The sequence below is a fragment of the Streptomyces sp. genome, assembly GCF_019510245.1.
GTDB lineage: Bacteria > Actinomycetota > Actinomycetes > Streptomycetales > Streptomycetaceae > Streptomyces.
On sequence record NZ_JAEKKT010000118.1, the window covers coordinates 15086 to 33155 of the forward strand.

14 protein-coding genes are annotated in these 18070 nt (G+C 71.4%); 10 read left to right on the top strand and 4 right to left on the bottom strand.

The window, feature by feature from the left end; genetic code table 11:
- Positions 1-27 precede the first annotated feature (27 nt).
- The gene (locus JF597_RS09635) at positions 28-1236 is read left to right on the top strand and encodes a CaiB/BaiF CoA-transferase family protein (RefSeq protein ID WP_293991805.1); all 1209 of its coding nucleotides are present in this window, start codon (positions 28-30) and stop codon (positions 1234-1236) included.
- An 11-nt stretch (positions 1237-1247) separates the two neighbouring features.
- Here the strand turns inward: JF597_RS09635 and JF597_RS09640 are convergent, their stop codons facing one another.
- The 3 genes from JF597_RS09640 to JF597_RS09650 all read right to left on the bottom strand — a co-directional run bounded on the left by JF597_RS09640 (position 1248) and on the right by JF597_RS09650 (position 2997).
- Positions 1248-1517 carry a hypothetical protein gene (locus JF597_RS09640; protein WP_293991807.1) on the bottom strand — a complete coding sequence of 90 codons (270 nt, stop codon included), beginning with the start codon at positions 1515-1517 and terminating at the stop codon, positions 1248-1250.
- Between the two features lie 137 nt (positions 1518-1654).
- Positions 1655-2458, bottom strand: a complete 804-nt coding sequence (locus JF597_RS09645; RefSeq protein WP_293991809.1) for an anti-sigma factor — start codon at positions 2456-2458, stop codon at positions 1655-1657.
- On the bottom strand, positions 2455-2997 hold the full coding sequence (locus tag JF597_RS09650) for a sigma-70 family RNA polymerase sigma factor (protein WP_293991811.1): 543 nt from the start codon (positions 2995-2997) through the stop codon (positions 2455-2457). The genes JF597_RS09645 and JF597_RS09650 overlap by 4 nt, the downstream gene beginning before the upstream one ends.
- 206 nt (positions 2998-3203) lie before the next feature.
- On the opposite strand from JF597_RS09650, the gene JF597_RS09655 reads away from it, so the two are divergent.
- The 4 genes from JF597_RS09655 to JF597_RS09670 all read left to right on the top strand — a co-directional run bounded on the left by JF597_RS09655 (position 3204) and on the right by JF597_RS09670 (position 9655).
- Positions 3204-4727: a DUF4331 domain-containing protein gene (locus JF597_RS09655; RefSeq protein ID WP_293991814.1), complete on the top strand. Its 1524-nt coding sequence runs from the start codon at positions 3204-3206 to the stop codon at positions 4725-4727.
- Positions 4728-4903: 176 nt separating this feature from the next.
- Entirely contained in the window at positions 4904-6313 is a 1410-nt protein-coding gene (locus JF597_RS09660) for a tetratricopeptide repeat protein (protein ID WP_293991816.1), read from the top strand.
- The gene (locus tag JF597_RS09665; RefSeq protein WP_293991817.1) at positions 6310-8016 is read left to right on the top strand and encodes a nickel transporter; all 1707 of its coding nucleotides are present in this window, start codon (positions 6310-6312) and stop codon (positions 8014-8016) included. The genes JF597_RS09660 and JF597_RS09665 overlap by 4 nt, the downstream gene beginning before the upstream one ends.
- Positions 8017-8062: 46 nt before the next feature.
- The gene (locus JF597_RS09670; protein ID WP_293991818.1) at positions 8063-9655 is read left to right on the top strand and encodes a serine/threonine-protein kinase; all 1593 of its coding nucleotides are present in this window, start codon (positions 8063-8065) and stop codon (positions 9653-9655) included.
- A gap of 10 nt (positions 9656-9665) precedes the next feature.
- Here JF597_RS09670 and JF597_RS09675 read toward each other — a convergent pair whose 3' ends face one another.
- On the bottom strand, positions 9666-10469 hold the full coding sequence (locus tag JF597_RS09675; RefSeq protein WP_293991819.1) for an SGNH/GDSL hydrolase family protein: 804 nt from the start codon (positions 10467-10469) through the stop codon (positions 9666-9668).
- A gap of 298 nt (positions 10470-10767) precedes the next feature.
- Between JF597_RS09675 and JF597_RS09680 the strand changes: the two genes are divergently transcribed.
- The 5 genes from JF597_RS09680 to JF597_RS09700 all read left to right on the top strand — a co-directional run bounded on the left by JF597_RS09680 (position 10768) and on the right by JF597_RS09700 (position 18069).
- A complete protein-coding gene (locus tag JF597_RS09680) occupies positions 10768-11211 on the top strand; it encodes a hypothetical protein (RefSeq protein WP_293991821.1) in 444 nt (147 codons plus the stop codon).
- Positions 11212-11680: 469 nt separating this feature from the next.
- Positions 11681-12457, top strand: a complete 777-nt coding sequence (locus tag JF597_RS09685) for a glycosyltransferase family 2 protein (RefSeq protein WP_293991823.1) — start codon at positions 11681-11683, stop codon at positions 12455-12457.
- On the top strand, positions 12454-13473 hold the full coding sequence (locus JF597_RS09690; protein ID WP_293991825.1) for a glycosyltransferase family 2 protein: 1020 nt from the start codon (positions 12454-12456) through the stop codon (positions 13471-13473). The genes JF597_RS09685 and JF597_RS09690 overlap by 4 nt, the downstream gene beginning before the upstream one ends.
- Entirely contained in the window at positions 13470-14270 is an 801-nt protein-coding gene (locus JF597_RS09695; protein WP_293991828.1) for a polysaccharide deacetylase family protein, read from the top strand. The genes JF597_RS09690 and JF597_RS09695 overlap by 4 nt, the downstream gene beginning before the upstream one ends.
- On the top strand, positions 14263-18069 hold the full coding sequence (locus JF597_RS09700; RefSeq protein WP_293991831.1) for a lipopolysaccharide biosynthesis protein: 3807 nt from the start codon (positions 14263-14265) through the stop codon (positions 18067-18069). The genes JF597_RS09695 and JF597_RS09700 overlap by 8 nt, the downstream gene beginning before the upstream one ends.
- Position 18070: the final 1 nt, after the last annotated feature.

Below are 18070 nucleotides of genomic sequence, written 5' to 3' on the forward strand. Positions count from 1 at the left end.
CGCCGGTCACCGGACATGATCCAGCGCATGGACCGTCTCCCGCTGCCCCTGGAGGGCATCACCGTCGTCGCCGTCGAGCAGGCCGTCGCCGCCCCGTTCGCCACCCGGCAGCTCGCCGATCTCGGCGCCCGGGTCATCAAGGTCGAGCGCACGGACGGCGGGGACTTCGCCCGCGGCTACGACACCGCCGCCCGCGGTCTCGCCTCGCACTTCGTGTGGTGCAACCGGGGCAAGGAGTCCATCGCGCTGGATCTGAAGGACCCGCGCGGCCTGGACGTCGTACGGCGGCTGGTCGCGGACGCGGACGTCTTCGTGCAGAACCTGGCCCACGGTGCCGCGTCCCGGCTCGGGCTCGACGCGGCCACGCTGTGCGCCGCGCACCCCCGGCTGGTCGCCGTGGACATCTCCGGTTACGGGGCGTCGGGGCCGTACGCCGGCAAACGCGCGTACGACATGCTCGTGCAGTGCGAGGCGGGCCTGGTGTCGGTCACCGGGACGCCGGAGCAGCCCGTGAAGGCGGGGATCCCGGCGGCGGACATCGCGGCGGCCATGTACGCCTTCTCGGGCGTCCTCGCGGCGCTGGTGCGGCGCGGGACGACCGGGCGGGGCGGGCCCGTGGAGGTGTCGATGCTGGAGGCGCTGGCCGAGTGGCTGGGGCATCCGCTGCATCACACGATGCACGGCGGGACGCCGCCCGAGCGCACCGGTCTGGCGCACGCGGTGATCGCGCCGTACGACGCCTACCCGACCGCGGACGGCGGGCGGGTGCTGCTGTCGGTGCAGAACGACCGGGAGTGGCGTCGGCTGGCCGAACAGGTGATCGGGCAAACGGAGTTGGGTGCGGATCCGGCGTTCGCGACGAACGCGGCGCGGGTGGCGAACCGCGCGCGGACCGACGAACTGGTCGGGGCGGCCCTCCGGACGGTCGACGCCGACGAGGCGGTGGCACGGCTGGAGGCCGCGGGCATCGCGTGCGCGCGGCTGCGGGATCTGCCCGAGCTGGCCGGCCATCCGCAACTGGCGGCCCGGGAGCGGTGGCGGGAAGTGGGGTCGCCGGTCGGGCCGCTGCGTGCGTTGCTGCCGCCCATCACGCTGCCGGGCGGGGACGAGGCGCGGATGGGGGATGTGCCCGCGCTCGGACAGCACACCGAGGCGCTGCTGCGTGCCGTGGGGATGACGGACGCGGAGATCGCAGCGCTGCGCCGGGACGGTGTGGCGGCCTGGGCGCGGGCCTGACGGTCAGGCGGTCAGTGCCTGTTGCCGCCGAACAGCGAACGGCGCAGGCGACGCAGTGGCGCGAAGAGGGAGACGCGGCTGACCCGCGCGCCCCGGTCACTGCGTTGCGCGGGCTCACGTGCGGTCAGCTCACGCATCAGCGACGTCGCCTCGACCGCCTGCTGCTGCGGTATGGCGGGTCCCGCCAGCACCGACAGATGGCGGTCGAGGCGCGAACTGGTCGCACCGCTCCCGCAGGTGATCGCAGGAACCCTCGCCCTGCTGCGTGTTATCTGATCCATGTCACTCCCCACCCGTACGAGTCCACCCGGCCCGGGCAGGGTAACCCTATCGCCCCGACGGGGCACTCGTGTATCACGGTCACAGGATTCACCTTCCCCGCAAGGGTGTTGACGACCCCTCTTGAACTACGCTTCGACTACTCTCCGAATCCAACCGATTTCAGGGCGAGTTGGACAACTGGCTGGCTGGTGGGCTGCGCCGACCCGCCGGCGGGCTCGACGGTCACCGCGAGTGACGTCGACGATCTGCTCAGACCGGTGGCGACCAGGGGCGTGTCGGCACTGAAGAGCCCGAGGGAGCGCGGTTGCGCCCGGGGGCGCATGAGCCAGAGCTGGTGCACGCGGCCGTTGGACGGGGTGCCGTATCCGCTGAGCGTGACGACGGCCTGCCCCTCCGACACGGAGGCCACCGCTCCGATACTTCGGCCCTGGGCATCCTTGTAGCTGGTCGCACGGGCGTCGGTCGCGGCGAGAACGTGGGCGATCTCACTCGACTGGGCCCGCTCGGCGTCGAGCCGGTTCTGCGTCCGGTCGGCCTGCACAGCGAACAGCGAGGCGACGACCAGCGCGGCGGCCGCGGTGGCGGTGGCGAACGGCACGAACAGGGGGCGCGGGCGGCGGCGCGGCGGCGGGGGCTGTGCGCCCCAGACGTGCGGCGGCAGGTTGGGCACGCGCTCCCGGCCGGGGGCCGGCTCCTGCGGGGTGGCGCGGACGGCGGCCAGCACCCGGTCGCGCATCGCCAGGGGCGGCGGGGCCGCCGCCGAGAAGGCGAGCCGTACCGCGTCCTCGGTCAGCGCCCGGACCTCCTCGGCACACCTGTCGCAGTCCTTCAGGTGCTTCTCGAAGCGGCGCCGCTCGCCGGGCTCCAGGGCGTCCAGGGCGTAGGGCGCGGCCAGCGAATGCAGGTCCTCGCGGTGCAGCAGGCGGCCGACCAGGCTCACGCCACACCTCCCAGGCAGTCGCGCAGCCGGGTGAGTCCGTCGCGCATCCGTGTCTTGACCGTGCCCAGCGGCAGCTTGAGCCGCTCGGCGACCTCACGGTACGTGTAGCCGTCGTAGTAGGCGAGGGTGACGGACTGGCGCTGCAGGGCGGTGAGCCGGTCCAGGCAGCGGCGTACCCACTCGCGCTCCAGACCTGCTTCCACCGTCTCGGCGACCTGGTCGAAGGCGGGTTCGCCGGCCCGCAGCGCCTCGCGCTGTTCGCGTTCGCCGGCCGCGCGGGCGCTGCGCACCCGGTCGACGGCGCGGCGGTGGGCGAGGGTGAGGATCCAGGAGAGGGCGCTGCCCCGGCCGGGGTCGAATTTGGCGGCGGAGCGCCAGAGTTCGAGGAGCACCTCCTGGGCCACCTCCTCGGACTGGGCGGGGTCGCGGACCACGCGGCGCACGAGACCGAACACCGGCCCGGACACCAGTCCGTAGAGGTCCTCGAACGCCTTCTGGTCGCCGCCGGCCACGAGCACCAGCAGTTCGTCCGCGTCCACCCCGTTCCCCCTTCTGTGGCCGCACCCGGCCCGTCCTCCCACACCAGGCATTCGCAACTGACGCACCTCCGGCAGAAGTACGTATGCGGGAGGCAAAAACGCGGGTCGAGCAGGAAGAAAAGATTTTTTTCTTCCGACCAATCCAAACGGCCCTCCTGCTCCGTATACCCGTCCGTCAAGCAAGTTGGGACCGAGGGACGGACGGCATGACACCTCAAATCTCCAGGAGCGGTGCGGGGCGCAAGGGCCTCGTCACCCTCATCTGTGGGGCACTGGCCACCGGCGGGATCACAGCCGCCAGCGTCGCCGCGCTGGAACCGGGGGTGGCCTCCGCCTCCTCCCACCGGGAGGCCCCGCTCATCTCGGGCACCCCGCAGTACGACAACACCGACCTGTACGCGTTCGTCAGCCCGGACAAGCCCGACACCACCACGATCGTGTCGGACTACATCCCCTTCGAGGAGCCGGCCGGCGGCCCGAACTTCTACCAGTTCGCCGACGACGCCCAGTACGACATCCACATCGACAACAACGGTGACGCGAAGGACGACCTGATCTTCCGTTACACCTTCAACACCAAGATCAAGGACAGGAACACGTTCCTCTACAACACGGGCGTGGTCGACAGCCTGAACGACGCCGACCTGAACGTCACGCAGTCGTACGACCTCGACCTGATCAAGCTCAAAAACGGCAGGCAGCAGTACAAGACACGGATCGCCGACAACGTCCCGGCGGCTCCGTCGGACGTCGGCAAGGCGTCGATGCCCGACTACGCGAAGCTGCGCTCGCAGGCCATCTACAAGACCTCGAACGGCGGCGCGACCTTCGCCGGCCAGGCCGACGACCCGTTCTTCGCCGACCTGCGCGTCTTCGACCTGTTGTACGGCGGCAACCTCAGCGAGGTCGGCAACGACACCCTCAAGGGCTACAACGTCAACACGATCGCCCTCCAGGTGCCGAACTCCCTGATCCGGCAGTCGGCGTCGCGTCCGACCGTCGGCATCTACGCGACGACCCAGCGCAGGAACGCGCAGGGCTACTACGCGCAGGTCTCCCGCCTCGGCAACCCGCTGGTCAACGAGGTCGTCAACCCGCAGAAGGACAAGGACAAGTTCAACGCGTCCCAGCCCAAGGACGACGCGCAGTTCCTGAAGAACGTCACCAACCCGGAACTGCCGAAGCTCATCGAGGCGATCTACCACATCAAGGCGCCCTCGGAGCCCCGCAACGACCTCGTCAGCGTCTTCCTGACGGGCGTCAAGGGCCTCAACACCCTGCAGCCGCAGGCGAAGCCCTCGGAGATGCTCCGCCTCAACACGTCCATCAAGCCCACCGCCAAGCCCAAGCGGCTCGGTGTCCTGGACGGTGACAACGCGGGCTTCCCGAACGGACGTCGGCTCACCGACGACGTGATCGACGAGGCGCTCCAGGTCATGGAGGGCGAACTGGTCGGTTCCAAGAACGACCTGGGCGACGCCGTCGACAAGAACGACAAGAGCTTCGAGAAGTACTTCCCGTACGTGGCCGAGCCGACGGCCGGCTCGCGCGGCAAGATCGCCAAGGCGGCCGGCAGCAGCACGAAGAGCGCGCTGGGCGACGCCCTGACGGGGTCGGGCGACAACAACACGACGCTGATCGCCGGTTCGGCGGCCGCGGGCGCGGCGGGCGTGCTGCTGATCGGCACCGGGTTCGGCTGGTGGCGGCGGCGGATGCGGCGGCCGTACTAGTCGCCGTTCCGGCAAGGGCGGTCGGGTGACTGCGGGTCGGCGTGGCCGGTCGCGCAGTTCCCCGCCCCCCTCCGGGGCGCTCGAGGCGTCCCCCATCTACTGGCGCGGCCCGCACCCACCCAATCCCCCACGGCGCGGGCCGCGCCGCCCCGCGCGAACAGTTACTAGGAGAGGGCATGGCCCCCGGTACGAACGACAAGCAGCCCGCCGAGACGAAGGACGACGAGCGCGTCACCGCCCTGCGCCGGTTCGCCGCCGCGGGGCGGAACTGGCGGCGGGCCCAACTCGCCGGTTCGGCGCTGCTGATGGCGATCGCACTGACCGGCGGCGCGATCGCCTTCGGGTCCTCGCGGGACGGCGGCACGGCGCCGGTGGCCACGTCGAGCGCGGTGGACCCGGCGCTGCTGGCGAGCGGGGACCTCGACACCACGATCGCCTCCCTCCAGGCCCATCTCCGTACCCAGCCGAAGGACTCCGACAGCTGGGCCACCCTCGGCCTCGCCTACGTCGAACAGGCCCGCACCAAGGGCGACCCGTCCCGCTACCCGCAGGCCGAGAAGGCCCTCAAGCGCGCTCTCCGGATCACCCCGGACAACGACCAGGCACTGGCCGCCGAGGCCGCGCTCGCCGCCGCCCGGCACGAGTTCGCGCCGGCGCTCACCTACGCGGACCAGGCGCTGAAGCAGAACCCGTACAACGCGAACGCCCTGTCCTCCCGGATCGACGCCCTGGTCGAACTCGGGCGCTACGACGAGGCGAGCAAGGCGGCCGACCTGGCGGACCGGCGCAAGCCGGGCGTCCCGGTGTTCACGCGGTACGCGTACGTACGGGAGCTGCGCGGTGACGTGCAGGGCGCCCGCCGGGTGCTGGAGCAGGCCCTGTCCACGGCGACCTCGAAGGGCGACATCTCCTACGTGGCCGCCCAGCTCGGCCTGCTCGCCTGGAACCAGGGCGACTACCAGAGCGCGCTGGACTACTACGCGCGCGCCCTGACCGCCGACGAGAACTACCTCCCCGCGCTGGAGGGCCGGGCCCGTGCCCAGGCGGCGACCGGCGACCGGGCCGACGCCATCAAGGGCATGGAACTGGTCGTCTCCCGCTACCCGCTCCCCCAGCCCCTCGTCGAGCTCGGCGAGTTGTACGAGGACCGGAACGCCAAGGGCGACAAGCAGAAGGCCGAGGACCAGTACGCGCTGGTCGAGGCGTGGATCGCGCTCGCCCGCGCCAACGGCGTCAACGCCGACCTCGACACCGCCCTCGCCGCCGCCGACCACGGCAACAAGGCCGAGGCCCTGAAGGCCGCCCGCGCCGAGTGGGCCCGCCGCCACACCGTGCACACGGCGGACGCGCTGGCCTGGGCGCTGCACGTCAACGGCAAGGACGAGGAAGCGCTGCCGTACGCCCGCCGGGCCACCGCCACCGGCTACCGCAACGCCTCCTTCCTCTACCACCAGGGCATGATCGAGCTGGCCGACGGCGAGAAGGCGGCCGGCCGGGCCGCCCTCACCAAGGCCCTCGAGCTCAACCCGGGCTTCTCCCCGCTGGGCGCCCGTGCGGCTCGCAAGGCGCTGGAGGCCACGAAGTGAACCTCCGCCGGATCGCCGCCCTCTTCAGCACGGCCTGCGCCCTGGCCCTCCTCCCCGCCGCGGCCGCGAGCGCCCACCCGCTCGGCAACTTCACCGTCAACAAGTACGACGGTCTCGTCGCCGCCCCCGGGCAGCTCCGCGTCGACCACGTCGAGGACCTCGCCGAGATCCCGGCGACCCAGGCCAAGCCCGACCTGAAGCGGCTGGGCACGGCGAAGTGGGCCGAGCAGCGCTGCACGACGGCGGCCGACGGCAGCAGGCTCACCGTCGACGGCCGTACCACCCCGCTGACCGTGCGGACCAGCCACGCCGAACTCCGCCCGGGCCAGGCGGGGCTGAACACGCTCCGCGTGGAGTGCCGCTTCACGGCGCCCCTTCCGAAGGGCACGACCGCCGCCCTCACCTTCCACAGCGCGGGCGCCGACACCGGGCCCGGCTGGCGGGAGATCACGGCGCGCGGCGACCGGATGACCCTGACGAGGACGGACGTACCGAAGACGTCCGTCTCCCACGAACTCACCAGCTACCCCAAGGACCTGCTCTCCTCCCCGGCCGACATCACCACCGCCGCCATCCACGTGCGGCCCGGCGGCCCCGCCCTCGCGCAGGAACGGCAGGACACCCCGGGCGCCGAGATCCTGCCCCGGGGCATCGACCGCTGGACCCAGGCCCTGACCGACCTGGTCGCCCGCAACCACCTCACCGTCGGCTTCGCGGTGCTCGCGCTCCTCATCTCGATCGGCCTCGGCGCGATGCACGCCCTCGCACCGGGGCACGGCAAGACCCTGATGGCGGCGACGGCAGCGGCCCGCGGCGGCCGCGCCCGCCTCCGGGACGTCCTCCCGCTGGCCGCGTCGGTCACGGTCACCCACACCCTCGGCGTGGTCGCCCTCGGCATCCTGGTGACGGCGGGCTCGGCGGCCACACCCTCGGTGATCGCCTGGCTGGGCATCGCGAGCGGCCTCATGGTCCTGGCGGCGGGCGCGAACCTGACCCGCAGGGCCTGGCGGAACCGGACCCACGAGCAGGTACACGCCCACGGCCACCATCACCACCATCACGAGCACGCGGCAACCGGAAAGCGTGAGCTTGCCCTGGTGGGGGCACCCGAGCACGCCCGCGCCCACACACACGACCACGGCCCCACGCACGACCACGGCCACACGCACGACCACCCTCATGACCACGACCACGCTCATGGCCATGACCACGGCGCCCAGCCACATTCTTCAGCCCGTCCGGCGTTCGAGGACGAGGCCGTTCAGGCCGAAGGGGGGCCCGCGGGCGCAGCCCCCGATGACGCCCACACCGACATGCCGCACAGTCACGGCGGGTTCACCCACACCCACTCCACGGCCCCCACCCTCCGCGGCACCCTCCTCCTCGGTTTCGCCGGCGGCCTCGTCCCGAGCCCCTCCGCCGTGGTCGTGCTCGTCGGCGCCGCCGCCCTCGGCCAGGCCTGGTTCGGGCTGCTCCTGGTGGTCGCCTACGGCATCGGTCTCGCCCTGACGCTGACCGCCGCCGGGTTCGCCGTCGTCAAGCTGGGTACGGGAATGACTCGGGTGATGGACAAACGCCCTCGCTGGACCACCCACCCCATGGCGGCGCTGGTCCGCAGGACCATTCCGCTCGTCTCGGCACTCGTGGTCGTGGCCCTGGGCGCCGGACTGGTGCTCAAGGGGGCCGCATCCGCACTTCTCTGAGTTACGTTTGTGATGAATTCGCGCGAGCTGCCGTGGGGGGGCACCCGTGACCGAAGAGCCGGGTCCTGAGCGAGTGATCGCGGGCCGCTACCGACTGCTGTCCCCGCTGGGCGAGGGCGGCATGGGCACCGTGTGGCGGGCCCGCGACGAGGTGCTGGGCCGTGACGTCGCCGTCAAGGAGGTGCGGGCGCCCGCCGGGCTGCCCGGCTCCGACGTCGAGCGGATGTACGCCCGGCTGGAACGCGAGGCCTGGGCCGCGGCCCGGGTCGCGAACCGCAATGTGGTGACGGTCTATGACGTGGCGATGGAGGGCGGACGGCCCTGGGTCGTCATGGAGTTGATCCCGGGCGTGTCCCTCGCCGACGTGCTGGAGGCGGAGGGGCCGATGTCCCCGCAGCGGGCCGCCGGCGTCGGCGCCGAGGTGCTGTCCGCGCTGCGGGCCGCGCACGCCGCCGGGGTGCTGCACCGGGACGTGAAGCCCGGCAACGTGCTGCTGTCGAACGACGGCCGGGTGGTGCTCACCGACTTCGGGATCGCCACCGTCGAGGGCAGCTCGGCGCTGACCATGACCGGCGAGGTGATCGGCTCACCGGAGTTCCTCGCCCCCGAGCGGGCGCTCGGGCGGGCGTTCGGCCCCGAGTCCGACCTGTGGTCGCTGGGCGTTCTGCTGTACGCGGCGGTCGAGGGCGCCTCGCCGTTCCGGCAGGACACCCCGTTGAGCACCCTGCGGGCCGTGGTCGACGAGGAGTTGCCGCCGCCGTACCGGGCCGGAGCGCTCACGCCCGTGATCGAGGGTCTGCTCCGCAAGGACCCGGCCGCGCGGATCTCCGCCGAACAGGCCGAGCACGACCTGCGGCTGGTCGCGGCCGGGGGCACCCCGGGCACGGCCGTCACCGTCCCGGTCCCGGCACCGTACGAGGCCCCGACCCTCGTCGCCCGGCAGACCCGGCCGTTCTCCCCCACGCCGCCGTTGTCCACCCCGACGGACACCCGGCCCCCCGCCTCCGACCGCGACGGCAACCGCAGGGCGGGCACCGTGCTGCTCGTCGGCCTGGTGCTGGTCGCCCTGGCCCTCGGCGGACTGACGTACGCCCTCCTCAACCACGACAACGGCGGCCGCGACGGCGGTGACAACGCCGGGGCGAGCCAGTCGGCCAGCAACCTCAGCTCCCCGGCGCCCAGTCAGAGCAGCAGCGCGGCGTCCAGGTCCCCGTCGGCGTCCGCGAGCAGCAGGGCACCCGAGCAGAGTGTGAAGGTCAGTGTGACCGGGTCCCGGACGGACTATTCGGGGTCCTGTCCGCCGTCGACGGCGCAGGCGCCGACGTTCACGGCGACGTTCACCGTGGGGAGCGCGCCCGAGGACGTGCAGTACCGGTGGGTGCTGAAGAACGGGAAGCTCGACGACCAGGGCTGGAAGACGCTGTCCTTCCCGGACGGCGGCGGGAAGACCCGGCAGACGGGGGTGACCGTGACGACCTGGTCCGACAGCGGGACGCTGAGCGACGCGATCGCCGTCGAGGTGCGCAGCCCGGTGGAGACGACGTCCAACTCGGTGCCGTTCTCGGTCACCTGCACCAAGACGACGGAGACCCCGACCGACGGGGCCTCCGCTTCGCCTTCGGCCTCGAGTTCGTCCTAGAGCCGAGAGTTCAGGACGCGTTGCTGGTCAGGACCGGCAGGTAGCCGCCGGACTGGCCGGACGCGGTGGGGTGGTAGGACTCGGTGATGTCCAGCCAGTTGACGCTGTGCAGCCAGGAGCTGCTGGAGCAGATCTCGTGGCTGGAGAAGGCGGTGCGCACGTCGCCGAAGGTGAACCCGTGGTCGGCGGCGCGCTTGGCGATCGCGGTGTCGATGTAGTCGGCGGCGTTGTTGATGGCGGTGCGCTTGGTCGAGGAGAGACCGAGGCAGGTGGTGCCCAGCAGGTAGAAGCGGGGGTAGCCGAGGACGACGACCTTGGCGTTGGGGGCCTTGGCACGGATCGCGTCGTACACGGTGTCGAGCTTGCCGGGGAGGGTGGAGTCGACGTACGCCTCGGCGGTGCTGATGCGGGACAGGCAGGTGCTGTCCGAGCTGAGCACACAGGTCGTCATGACGTCCGCGAAGCCCGCGTCGTTGCCGCCGATGGTGACGGAGACCAGGCCGGTGGACGAGCTGAGCGTGCCGAGCTGGCCGGAGAGCACGTCGTCGGTGGTGGCGCCCGAGCAGGCGAGGAACGAGAACGAGGACGGGCTGTGGGCGGCGTTCCACAGGTAGGGGTAGGCGTTGGTGCTGCGGTCGCAGCTGCCACTCGAGCTGATGTAGCTGCCTGCGCCGACGCCGGACGCGTACGAGTCGCCGAGTGCCACGTAGCCCCCGGTCGCGGCCTGCGCTTCCGTCGCGGCCGCCCCGGTGAGGGCGAGGCCGGTGGCGAGGAGGAGTGAAGTCACGTATGCCGTAATTCGGGAACGTCTCATGGAACCTCCCTTTAGCAGGATCTCTGCCACAACCGTCGTACCAACTACGCGTGTTGACGGGAAGTGTCCATGCCAAAACTGGTTCAGGACCTCAACCTGACGGCCCCTGGGGAGAAAAGGGGCCCCTGAAGCTCGTGTCGCAATCGATCACCGGAACGCCCGTAATCGAGCGACTTGTTCCCCGGAGGCATCAGGTGTCTCCGGGGAACGGTCATGTCCGGAGACCCGCTTGACGCCTCCAGTTCGGCTGCGCGACATTGAAGTCCGGCATCCGACGCCTTGGGGGGCAAAGTCGGCCATGCAGACCATACGTCTCAAGCCACCATCAACAGCGGACGAACGGGCACGGCCAGGACCGGGGAGGGACCTGGGGCCCCTGCTCGCGGGGGCCGCGACGGCCCTCGCCGGGACAGGTGCGCTGCTCGCGCTCACCGACTCGGGCTCGTCGACGCGCGGGCCGTTCGCGCTGTTCTTCCTGCTCGCCGCGCCGGCCGCGGCGATCGGTGCGGCACTGCGCGGACTGGATCCGTTCGCCCGCACACTCACCGCACTGGCGGGTGCCGTCGCCCTGGACATGCTTGTCGCCCAGGGCATGCTCGCCTTTCACCGCTGGTCCTGGCGCGGCGGCATCGTCGCCGTGACCGCAATCAGTCTTCTGCTGCTTCTGCTGGTACTCCTGCGACCGGTGGAACGCATTCTCGAACGGATGCCCCGGCGAACCCGGAATATCCGTTCGAGTTGAAGAACGGGGTCAGCCAAAGTTTCGTAAGGGCCGACCCACAAAAACGTGAGGACCAGTTCCGGGACTTGCCATACTGGTTCAATCGTCAATACCGTCATACATCTCACCCGCATCGGATCGTCATCAAGCGGCTCCAGGGGAGGGCTCGAGGACCGCGATGTTCCGGGGCGGGGCGCGGTAGGGGGGTGCCGTGCTCGGTGACCGCAATGACCACTGTCGTTTCTCATGTGACCACTGTCGTTTCCGAGTCGTGCCGCGCGACCGGCTGCCGTCCGCCGGCAGACCGGGCAGCTTTACCAGCTCATCTGCGGGTACGGAGATCCGTTTTCCGTGCCTCGGATGAGCAGAACCCCCCTTTCGAACCGGACACCAAAGCGGGCCGCCCAAGGGGCGGGCGGTCCACCGGACGAGAGGGACAAGACTCGTGAGTTCTGTTCTGCGTCAGCCGACTTCGGGCCAAGATCCGTTCATGGCCACCGAATACCGGCCGATCTCCTCCCACCTGGCGATCACACCGCCGGTGAGCGTGGTGATTCCCGCCATGAATGAGGCGGAGAATCTCCCCTACGTCTTCAAGACACTTCCCGGCTGGATACACGAAGTGGTCCTTGTGGACGGGAATTCCACCGACAACACCGTGGAAGTGGCGCGGGAGTTGTGGCCCGAAGTGAAAGTCGTCGAACAGAGTGGCAAGGGCAAGGGAGATGCCCTCATCACCGGGTTCGAGGCGTGCACCGGCGACATCATCGTCATGGTGGACGCGGACGGCTCGGCCGACGGCCACGAGATCGTGTCGTACGTCTCCGCCCTGGTCTCGGGCGCCGACTTCGCCAAGGGCTCGCGCTTCGCCAACGGCGGCGGCACGGACGACATGACCTTCATCCGCAAGCTCGGCAACTGGGCGCTGTGCACGGTCGTCAACCGCAAGTTCGGCGCCCGGTACACCGACCTCTGCTACGGGTACAACGCGTTCTGGCGGCACTGCCTCGACAAGATCGACCTCGACTGCACCGGCTTCGAGATCGAGACCCTGATCAACATCCGGGTGGTCAAGGCGGGCCTGAAGGTCCAGGAGATCCCGAGCTACGAGTACCTGCGCATCCACGGCACCAGCAACCTGCGAGCCGTACGCGACGGGCTGCGCGTGCTCAAGGTGATCCTGAAGGAGCGCTCCAACCGGCGTGACCTGCGCCGGCAGGTGCGGCACTCCCCGATGCTCACCACGGGCCAGGGAGAGTCGTCTTGAGCGATCCCGACATCTCCGTCGTGATCTGCGTGTACACCGAGGACCGCTGGGAGGACATCCTCGCGGCGGTCTCCTCGGTGCGCGCCCAGTCGTACCCGGCGCTGGAGACCCTGCTGGTCGTCGACCACAACCCGGCACTCCTGGAACGGCTCACGAAGGAGTACAAGGAGGCCACGGGGGTGCGGGTGCTCGCCAACGCGGGTCCCCGCGGCCTGTCCGCAGGCCGCAACACGGGCATCGCCGCCTCCTACGGCGAGGTGATCGCCTTCCTCGACGACGACGCCGTGGCCGAGCGGGACTGGCTGCGCCGCTTCGCCGAGGGGTACGCCGACCCGAAGGTGATGGCGGTCGGCGGCCGGACCATGCCGATCTGGGCCTCGGGCCGCCGCCCGGACTGGTTCCCGGAGGAGTTCGACTGGGTCGTCGGCTGCACCTACCGGGGGCTGCCGACGGGCCGCGTCCGGGTCCGGAACGTCCTCGGCGGAAACGCTTCTTTCCGGCGCACGGCCTTCGACGCGGCGGGCGGCTTCGCCACCGGCATCGGCCGTGACGGCGACAAGCGCCCGCTCGGCTGCGAGGAGACGGAACTGTGCATCCGGCTCACCCGGGCCCGCCCGGACGCCGTCCTGCTCATCGACGACCGCGCGGTGATCCACCACCGGGTCCCCGAAATCCGTGAGCACTTCGGGTACTTCCGCACCCGCGCCTACGCCGAGGGCCTCTCCAAGGCCCTGGTCGCCCGCAGTGTGGGCGCCGGCAAGGGCCTGGAGTCCGAACGCCGGTACACCACGCGCGTGCTGCCCGCGGGGATCGCCCGTGGCCTGCGGGACGCGCTGCTGGCCCGGCCGGGAGGCGCGGGCCGGGCAGGCGCGATCGTCACCGGGGTTCTGACGGCGGCGGGCGGCTACGTGGTGGGGAGCGTACGGGCGCGCCGGGGCGGGGCGGCCTTCGCCGTCGCCGGGATCGAGGACGGACCCGGTCACCGGTCCGCCCCTGCCGACGGGGGTGGCTCATGAGAGACGCCCCGGTCCCGATCCTCATGTACCACTCGGTCGCGACCGCGCCCAACGACGCCACCCGCGCCCTGTCGGTGGCACCGGAGGCGTTCGCCGAGCAGATGGCGCTCATCGGCGACCTGGGCCTCACCCCCGTCAGCACGGCCGACCTGGCCGCGGGCTGGCGTTCGGGCGGCCCGCTCCCCGATCGTCCCGTCCTGATCACCTTCGACGACGGCTACGAGGGCGTGCACCGGCACGCCCTGTCCGTGCTCGCCAAGCACGGTTTCGCCTCCACGCTCTTCGTCTCGACGGGCTGGATCAGGGGGGCCTACGACACCGGAGGCGGCCTGGACGCCATGCTCGACTGGGACCAGGTACGCGAACTCGCGGGCGCCGGCTGCGAGATCGGCGGGCACAGCCACACCCACCCGCAGCTCGACCAGCTGGACGACGACCGGCTGCGCACCGAGCTGGTGACCAGCCGGGAGATCGTCACCGACGAACTCGGCACCGCACCGGCCTCGTTCGCCTACCCGTACGGCTACTCCAGCCGCCGGGTCCGGCAGGCCGTGCGGGCGGCCGGCTACGCCCAGGCGCTCGCCGTCGGCAACGGTCTCGCCCGCCGCCGTCAGGGTCCGTTCGCGCTGCAGCGCGTCACCGTGCGCCGCAGCACGGACGCCGCGGAGTTCGCCCGGCTGCTCGAAGGCCGCGCGATCGCCCGCAACTTCGCCGGGGACCGTGCCCTCACCAAGGGATACGCCGTTCTCCGCAGAGCCCGCCAGGTCCGCCGGAAGGCCATCCGTTCCCGTGTCTGACACGACGACCACAACCGAGACCGCGACAACCGAGACACCGGCGCCCGAGAAGTCGGGGCGCCGTCTCCGCCTGCCCGGACGGGGCGGCTCGTCCGGCGGCAGCCCGCTGTTCAGGAACGCCTACGCGCTGATGCTGAACACCGGCATCTCCGCCGTCCTGGGCCTCGGCTTCTGGCTGGCCGCCGCCCGCTACTACTCCGAATCCGCCGTCGGCCAGGGCTCCGCAGCCATCGCCGCCATGAAACTCCTGGCCGGGCTCACGGCGGTGACCCTGACCGGCGCCCTGGCCCGCTTCATCCCGGTCGCCGGACGCCAGACCGGCAAGCTCATCTTCCGTACCTACGCGGGCAGTTCGCTGGTCGTGGCGCTGGCGGCCGGGGTCTTCCTGATGACGCTGGGCGTCTGGGGGCCGTCGTACCGCTTCCTGCACGGGCCGCTGCCCGGGCTCGGGTTCGTCGCGGCGGTGATCGCCTGGAACCTGCTCACGCTCCAGGACGGGGTGCTGACCGGGCTGCGCAACGCGCCCTGGGTGCCGGTGGGCAACACCGTGTTCTCGGCCGTCAAGCTGGCGCTGCTCGTCGCCTTCGCGGCGGCGGTCCCGGTGGCCGGTGTCTTCGTCTCCTGGGTCGCCGCGATCGCCACCTCGTTCGTCCCGCTGGGCTGGCTGGTGTTCCGGCGCCTGGTGCCCCGGCACGTCAAGGCGACCGCGGACCACGCAAGGCCGCCCACGCTGAAGGAGATCGGCAGGTTCCTGGCCGGCGACTACACCGGCTCCCTGTTCTCCCTCGCCGTGGTCTACCTGGTCCCGGTCATCATCGCCTCGCAGGTCAGCTCCGAGGACAACGCGTACTTCTACATCACCACCACCATCGGCGGCACCACCAACCTGCTCGCCATCAACATGGGCGCCTCCCTGACCGTCGAGGGCTCGCACGACCCGGCCCGGCTGGCCGGCAACGCCCGGGCCGCGCTGCGGCGGATGGCCCGGATCATGATCCCCATCTGCGCGCTGCTGTTCTTCGGGGCGCCCTGGATCCTCGGCGTGTTCGGCCCCGGCTACGCGGACGCGGCGACCCCGCTGCTGCGCTGGTTCGCGGTCGGCGCGCTGCTCCGGGTCGTGATGGAGACGTACTTCGCGGTGCTGCGCGCGCAGAGCCGTACCGCCGGCCTGGCCTGGCTGCAGGGCCTGTTGTGCGTGCTGGTGCTCGGACTGACCCTGCTTCTGCTGCCCCGGATGGGGCTGACCGGCGCGGGCGTGGCCGAGATCTCCAGCCTCGCGGTGATCGTGACGATCGCGGCGCCCCGGCTGTGGCGGACCCTGCGGGCCGCCCCGGCCGAGGTCCCCGCGGACACCGCACCGGACGGGGACCTCGCCGACCTGGGGACGCGCGACGTCCCGCCCGCCACCGCCACGCGCAGGCGGGGCCCGGCGTGGGCGCTGGACACCGACACCCTCGCCCTCGGCATCCATGTGGACTTCGACCATGTGGAGCGGCGCCCGGACGTCCGGCCCGGTCCGGGAACTCCGCCCGCCGGTACGCCCGTTGTCAGGCCCGACGACCGGCCGACATGGGCGCTGCGGCCGCCGCGGAACCCGGGGCTGCCGGTGGAGGAGAGAGAGCCGCACTCGGAGGCCTCGCTCGGGCCTGCCGAGGCCTCGCTGCTGAGGGAGGCCGAGGTCGACGCACCGTTCGGGAAGGCGGTCGTGCCCGACGAGCCGGACGTACCGGCCGAGGCGCCCGAGGAGTCCGCGCCCCCGTCCGCGCGCTCGCTGCGGGAGCGGCTGACGCCGACCCGCCCGGGGGTCGTCCTCGGCTGTCTGCTGATCGCCGCCCTGCTGCTCTACTGGGTGCCGGCGGCCCGGCTCGACGACGCCGACCTCGACCGGATGGGCGGGCTCGGGCTGGTCTCGGTGCTGCCGCTGCCGACGCTGGCCGGGGCGGCGCTGCTGGTCACGGTGTTCGCCGCGCTGCTGTGGCTGCGCCGGGAGCACAAGGCGCTGCTCCTGGTCACCCTGCTGGCGACGGTCGTGTCGCTGCATGCGCTGCCCGCCGTGATCGAGACGGAGCCGCGCTTCCCGACCGCCTGGCAGCACCTCGGGTTCATCGACTACATCGACCGCACCGGCTCGGCCGTGCCGGACCTGGACGCCCGCTGGAGCTGGCCGGGCTTCTTCGCGGCGGCCGCGTTCGTCGGCCGGGCGTGCGGGGTCACGGACTTCACCGAGGTCATCCGCTGGTGGCCGACGTTCATCCAGCTCGCCTACCTGGCCCCGATGTTCCTGCTCGTACGGTCGCTGCGGGCGAGCTGGCGGGCGAAGTGGACCGGCATCTGGATCTTCGTGCTGTGCGGCTGGGTCGGCCAGGACTACTTCTCCCCGCAGGGCTTCACCTACCTGCTCTACCTGATGTTCGTGGCGATCCTGCTCGTCTGGTTCCGTGCCCCGCACGTCGTCTGGGCGAGGTTGCGTCCGGGCGAGGCCGAGGTCGAGCCGGCCGACCGCCGCGGGCAGGTCGTGCTGCTCATGGTGCTGATCGGCCTCTACGCGGCGACGGTCCCGGCGCACCAGCTCACCCCGTTCGTGATGCTGGGCGTGCTGGCGGTCCTGGTGCTGGTCGGCCGGTCCGAACTGCGGGGCCTGCCCGTCCTGTTCGGGGTCGTCGCGGCCGTCTGGCTGGGCTTCATGGCGGAGCCGTACTGGTCGGGGCACTTCAACGACCTGTTCGGCGGGGTCGGCGGGGTCGGCAGCAATGTCACCACCTCGGTCTCCGGCCGTATCCAGGGCGGCAGTTCCACCCACAAGCTGGTGCTGTACGTCCGGGTCCTGCTGGCCGGGAGCATGATGGCGTTCGCCGTCTGGGGATGGTGGCGCCGCCGCCTCCACAGGTACCGCGAGCGTTCCCTGCTGGTCCTGACCTTCGTCCCGTTCCTGGGCTTCGGCATGCAGTCGTACGGCGGCGAGATGGCGCTGCGTGTCTTCATGTTCGCCGTGCCGGGCGCGGCCCTGCTGGCCGGGCTCGCCCTGTTCCCGCGCACCGGGGTCACGGCCAGGGAGCGTGAGAAGGACAAGACCGGTTTGGCCCCCGTCGCCGCCCTCATGGCCGGGTTGCTGCTCATGGGCGGCTTCCTGGTGGCCCGTTGGGGCAACGAGCCCTTCGAGCGGGTCCGGCCCGGCGAGGTCGCCGCCATGGACTACGTCTACGCCCACGACAAACCGACGGTACGGCTGCTGTGGCTGAGCAACGACACCGTCAACGACGTGACCCCGGCGCTCCCGTGGGGCGCGAGGGACATGGAGCGGGTCGACTACGTGCCGACGCTCGCCCCGGCCGACCCGGTGCTGGTGTCGAGCCTGGTCAAGGCGCTCAAGGACGCCGGCCCGAACTCGTATCTGATGGTCAACAGGAGCCAGGTCACCTATCTCCGGCTGGACGCCGGATACCCGGCGACCTGGGAGAGCCGGCTGGTCCGGAACCTGGACAACCGGCAGGACCTGACGAAGGTCCTGGTCAACGACGACGTCACCATGTACGCGCTGCGCACACGGCCGGCGGGCGCGGTGGAGAAGCCGGATCCGGGGCCGATCGGGCCGCTGATCACCTGGACGCCGTGGTCGGTGATCGGCGGCCTCGCCGCCGTCGTGCTGATCCTGCTGCTGACGGCGCGCGAGGTGGTCCGGGTCGCGGTCCGGCCCGGAGTGCGTCAACTGCGGTTGCTGCAGGGCAGCTTCTGGTTCTCGCTGCCGCTGCTGGCGGTGCTGCTGGCCTCGTTGGCGCAGCGGTTCCTGACCATCAAGTGAC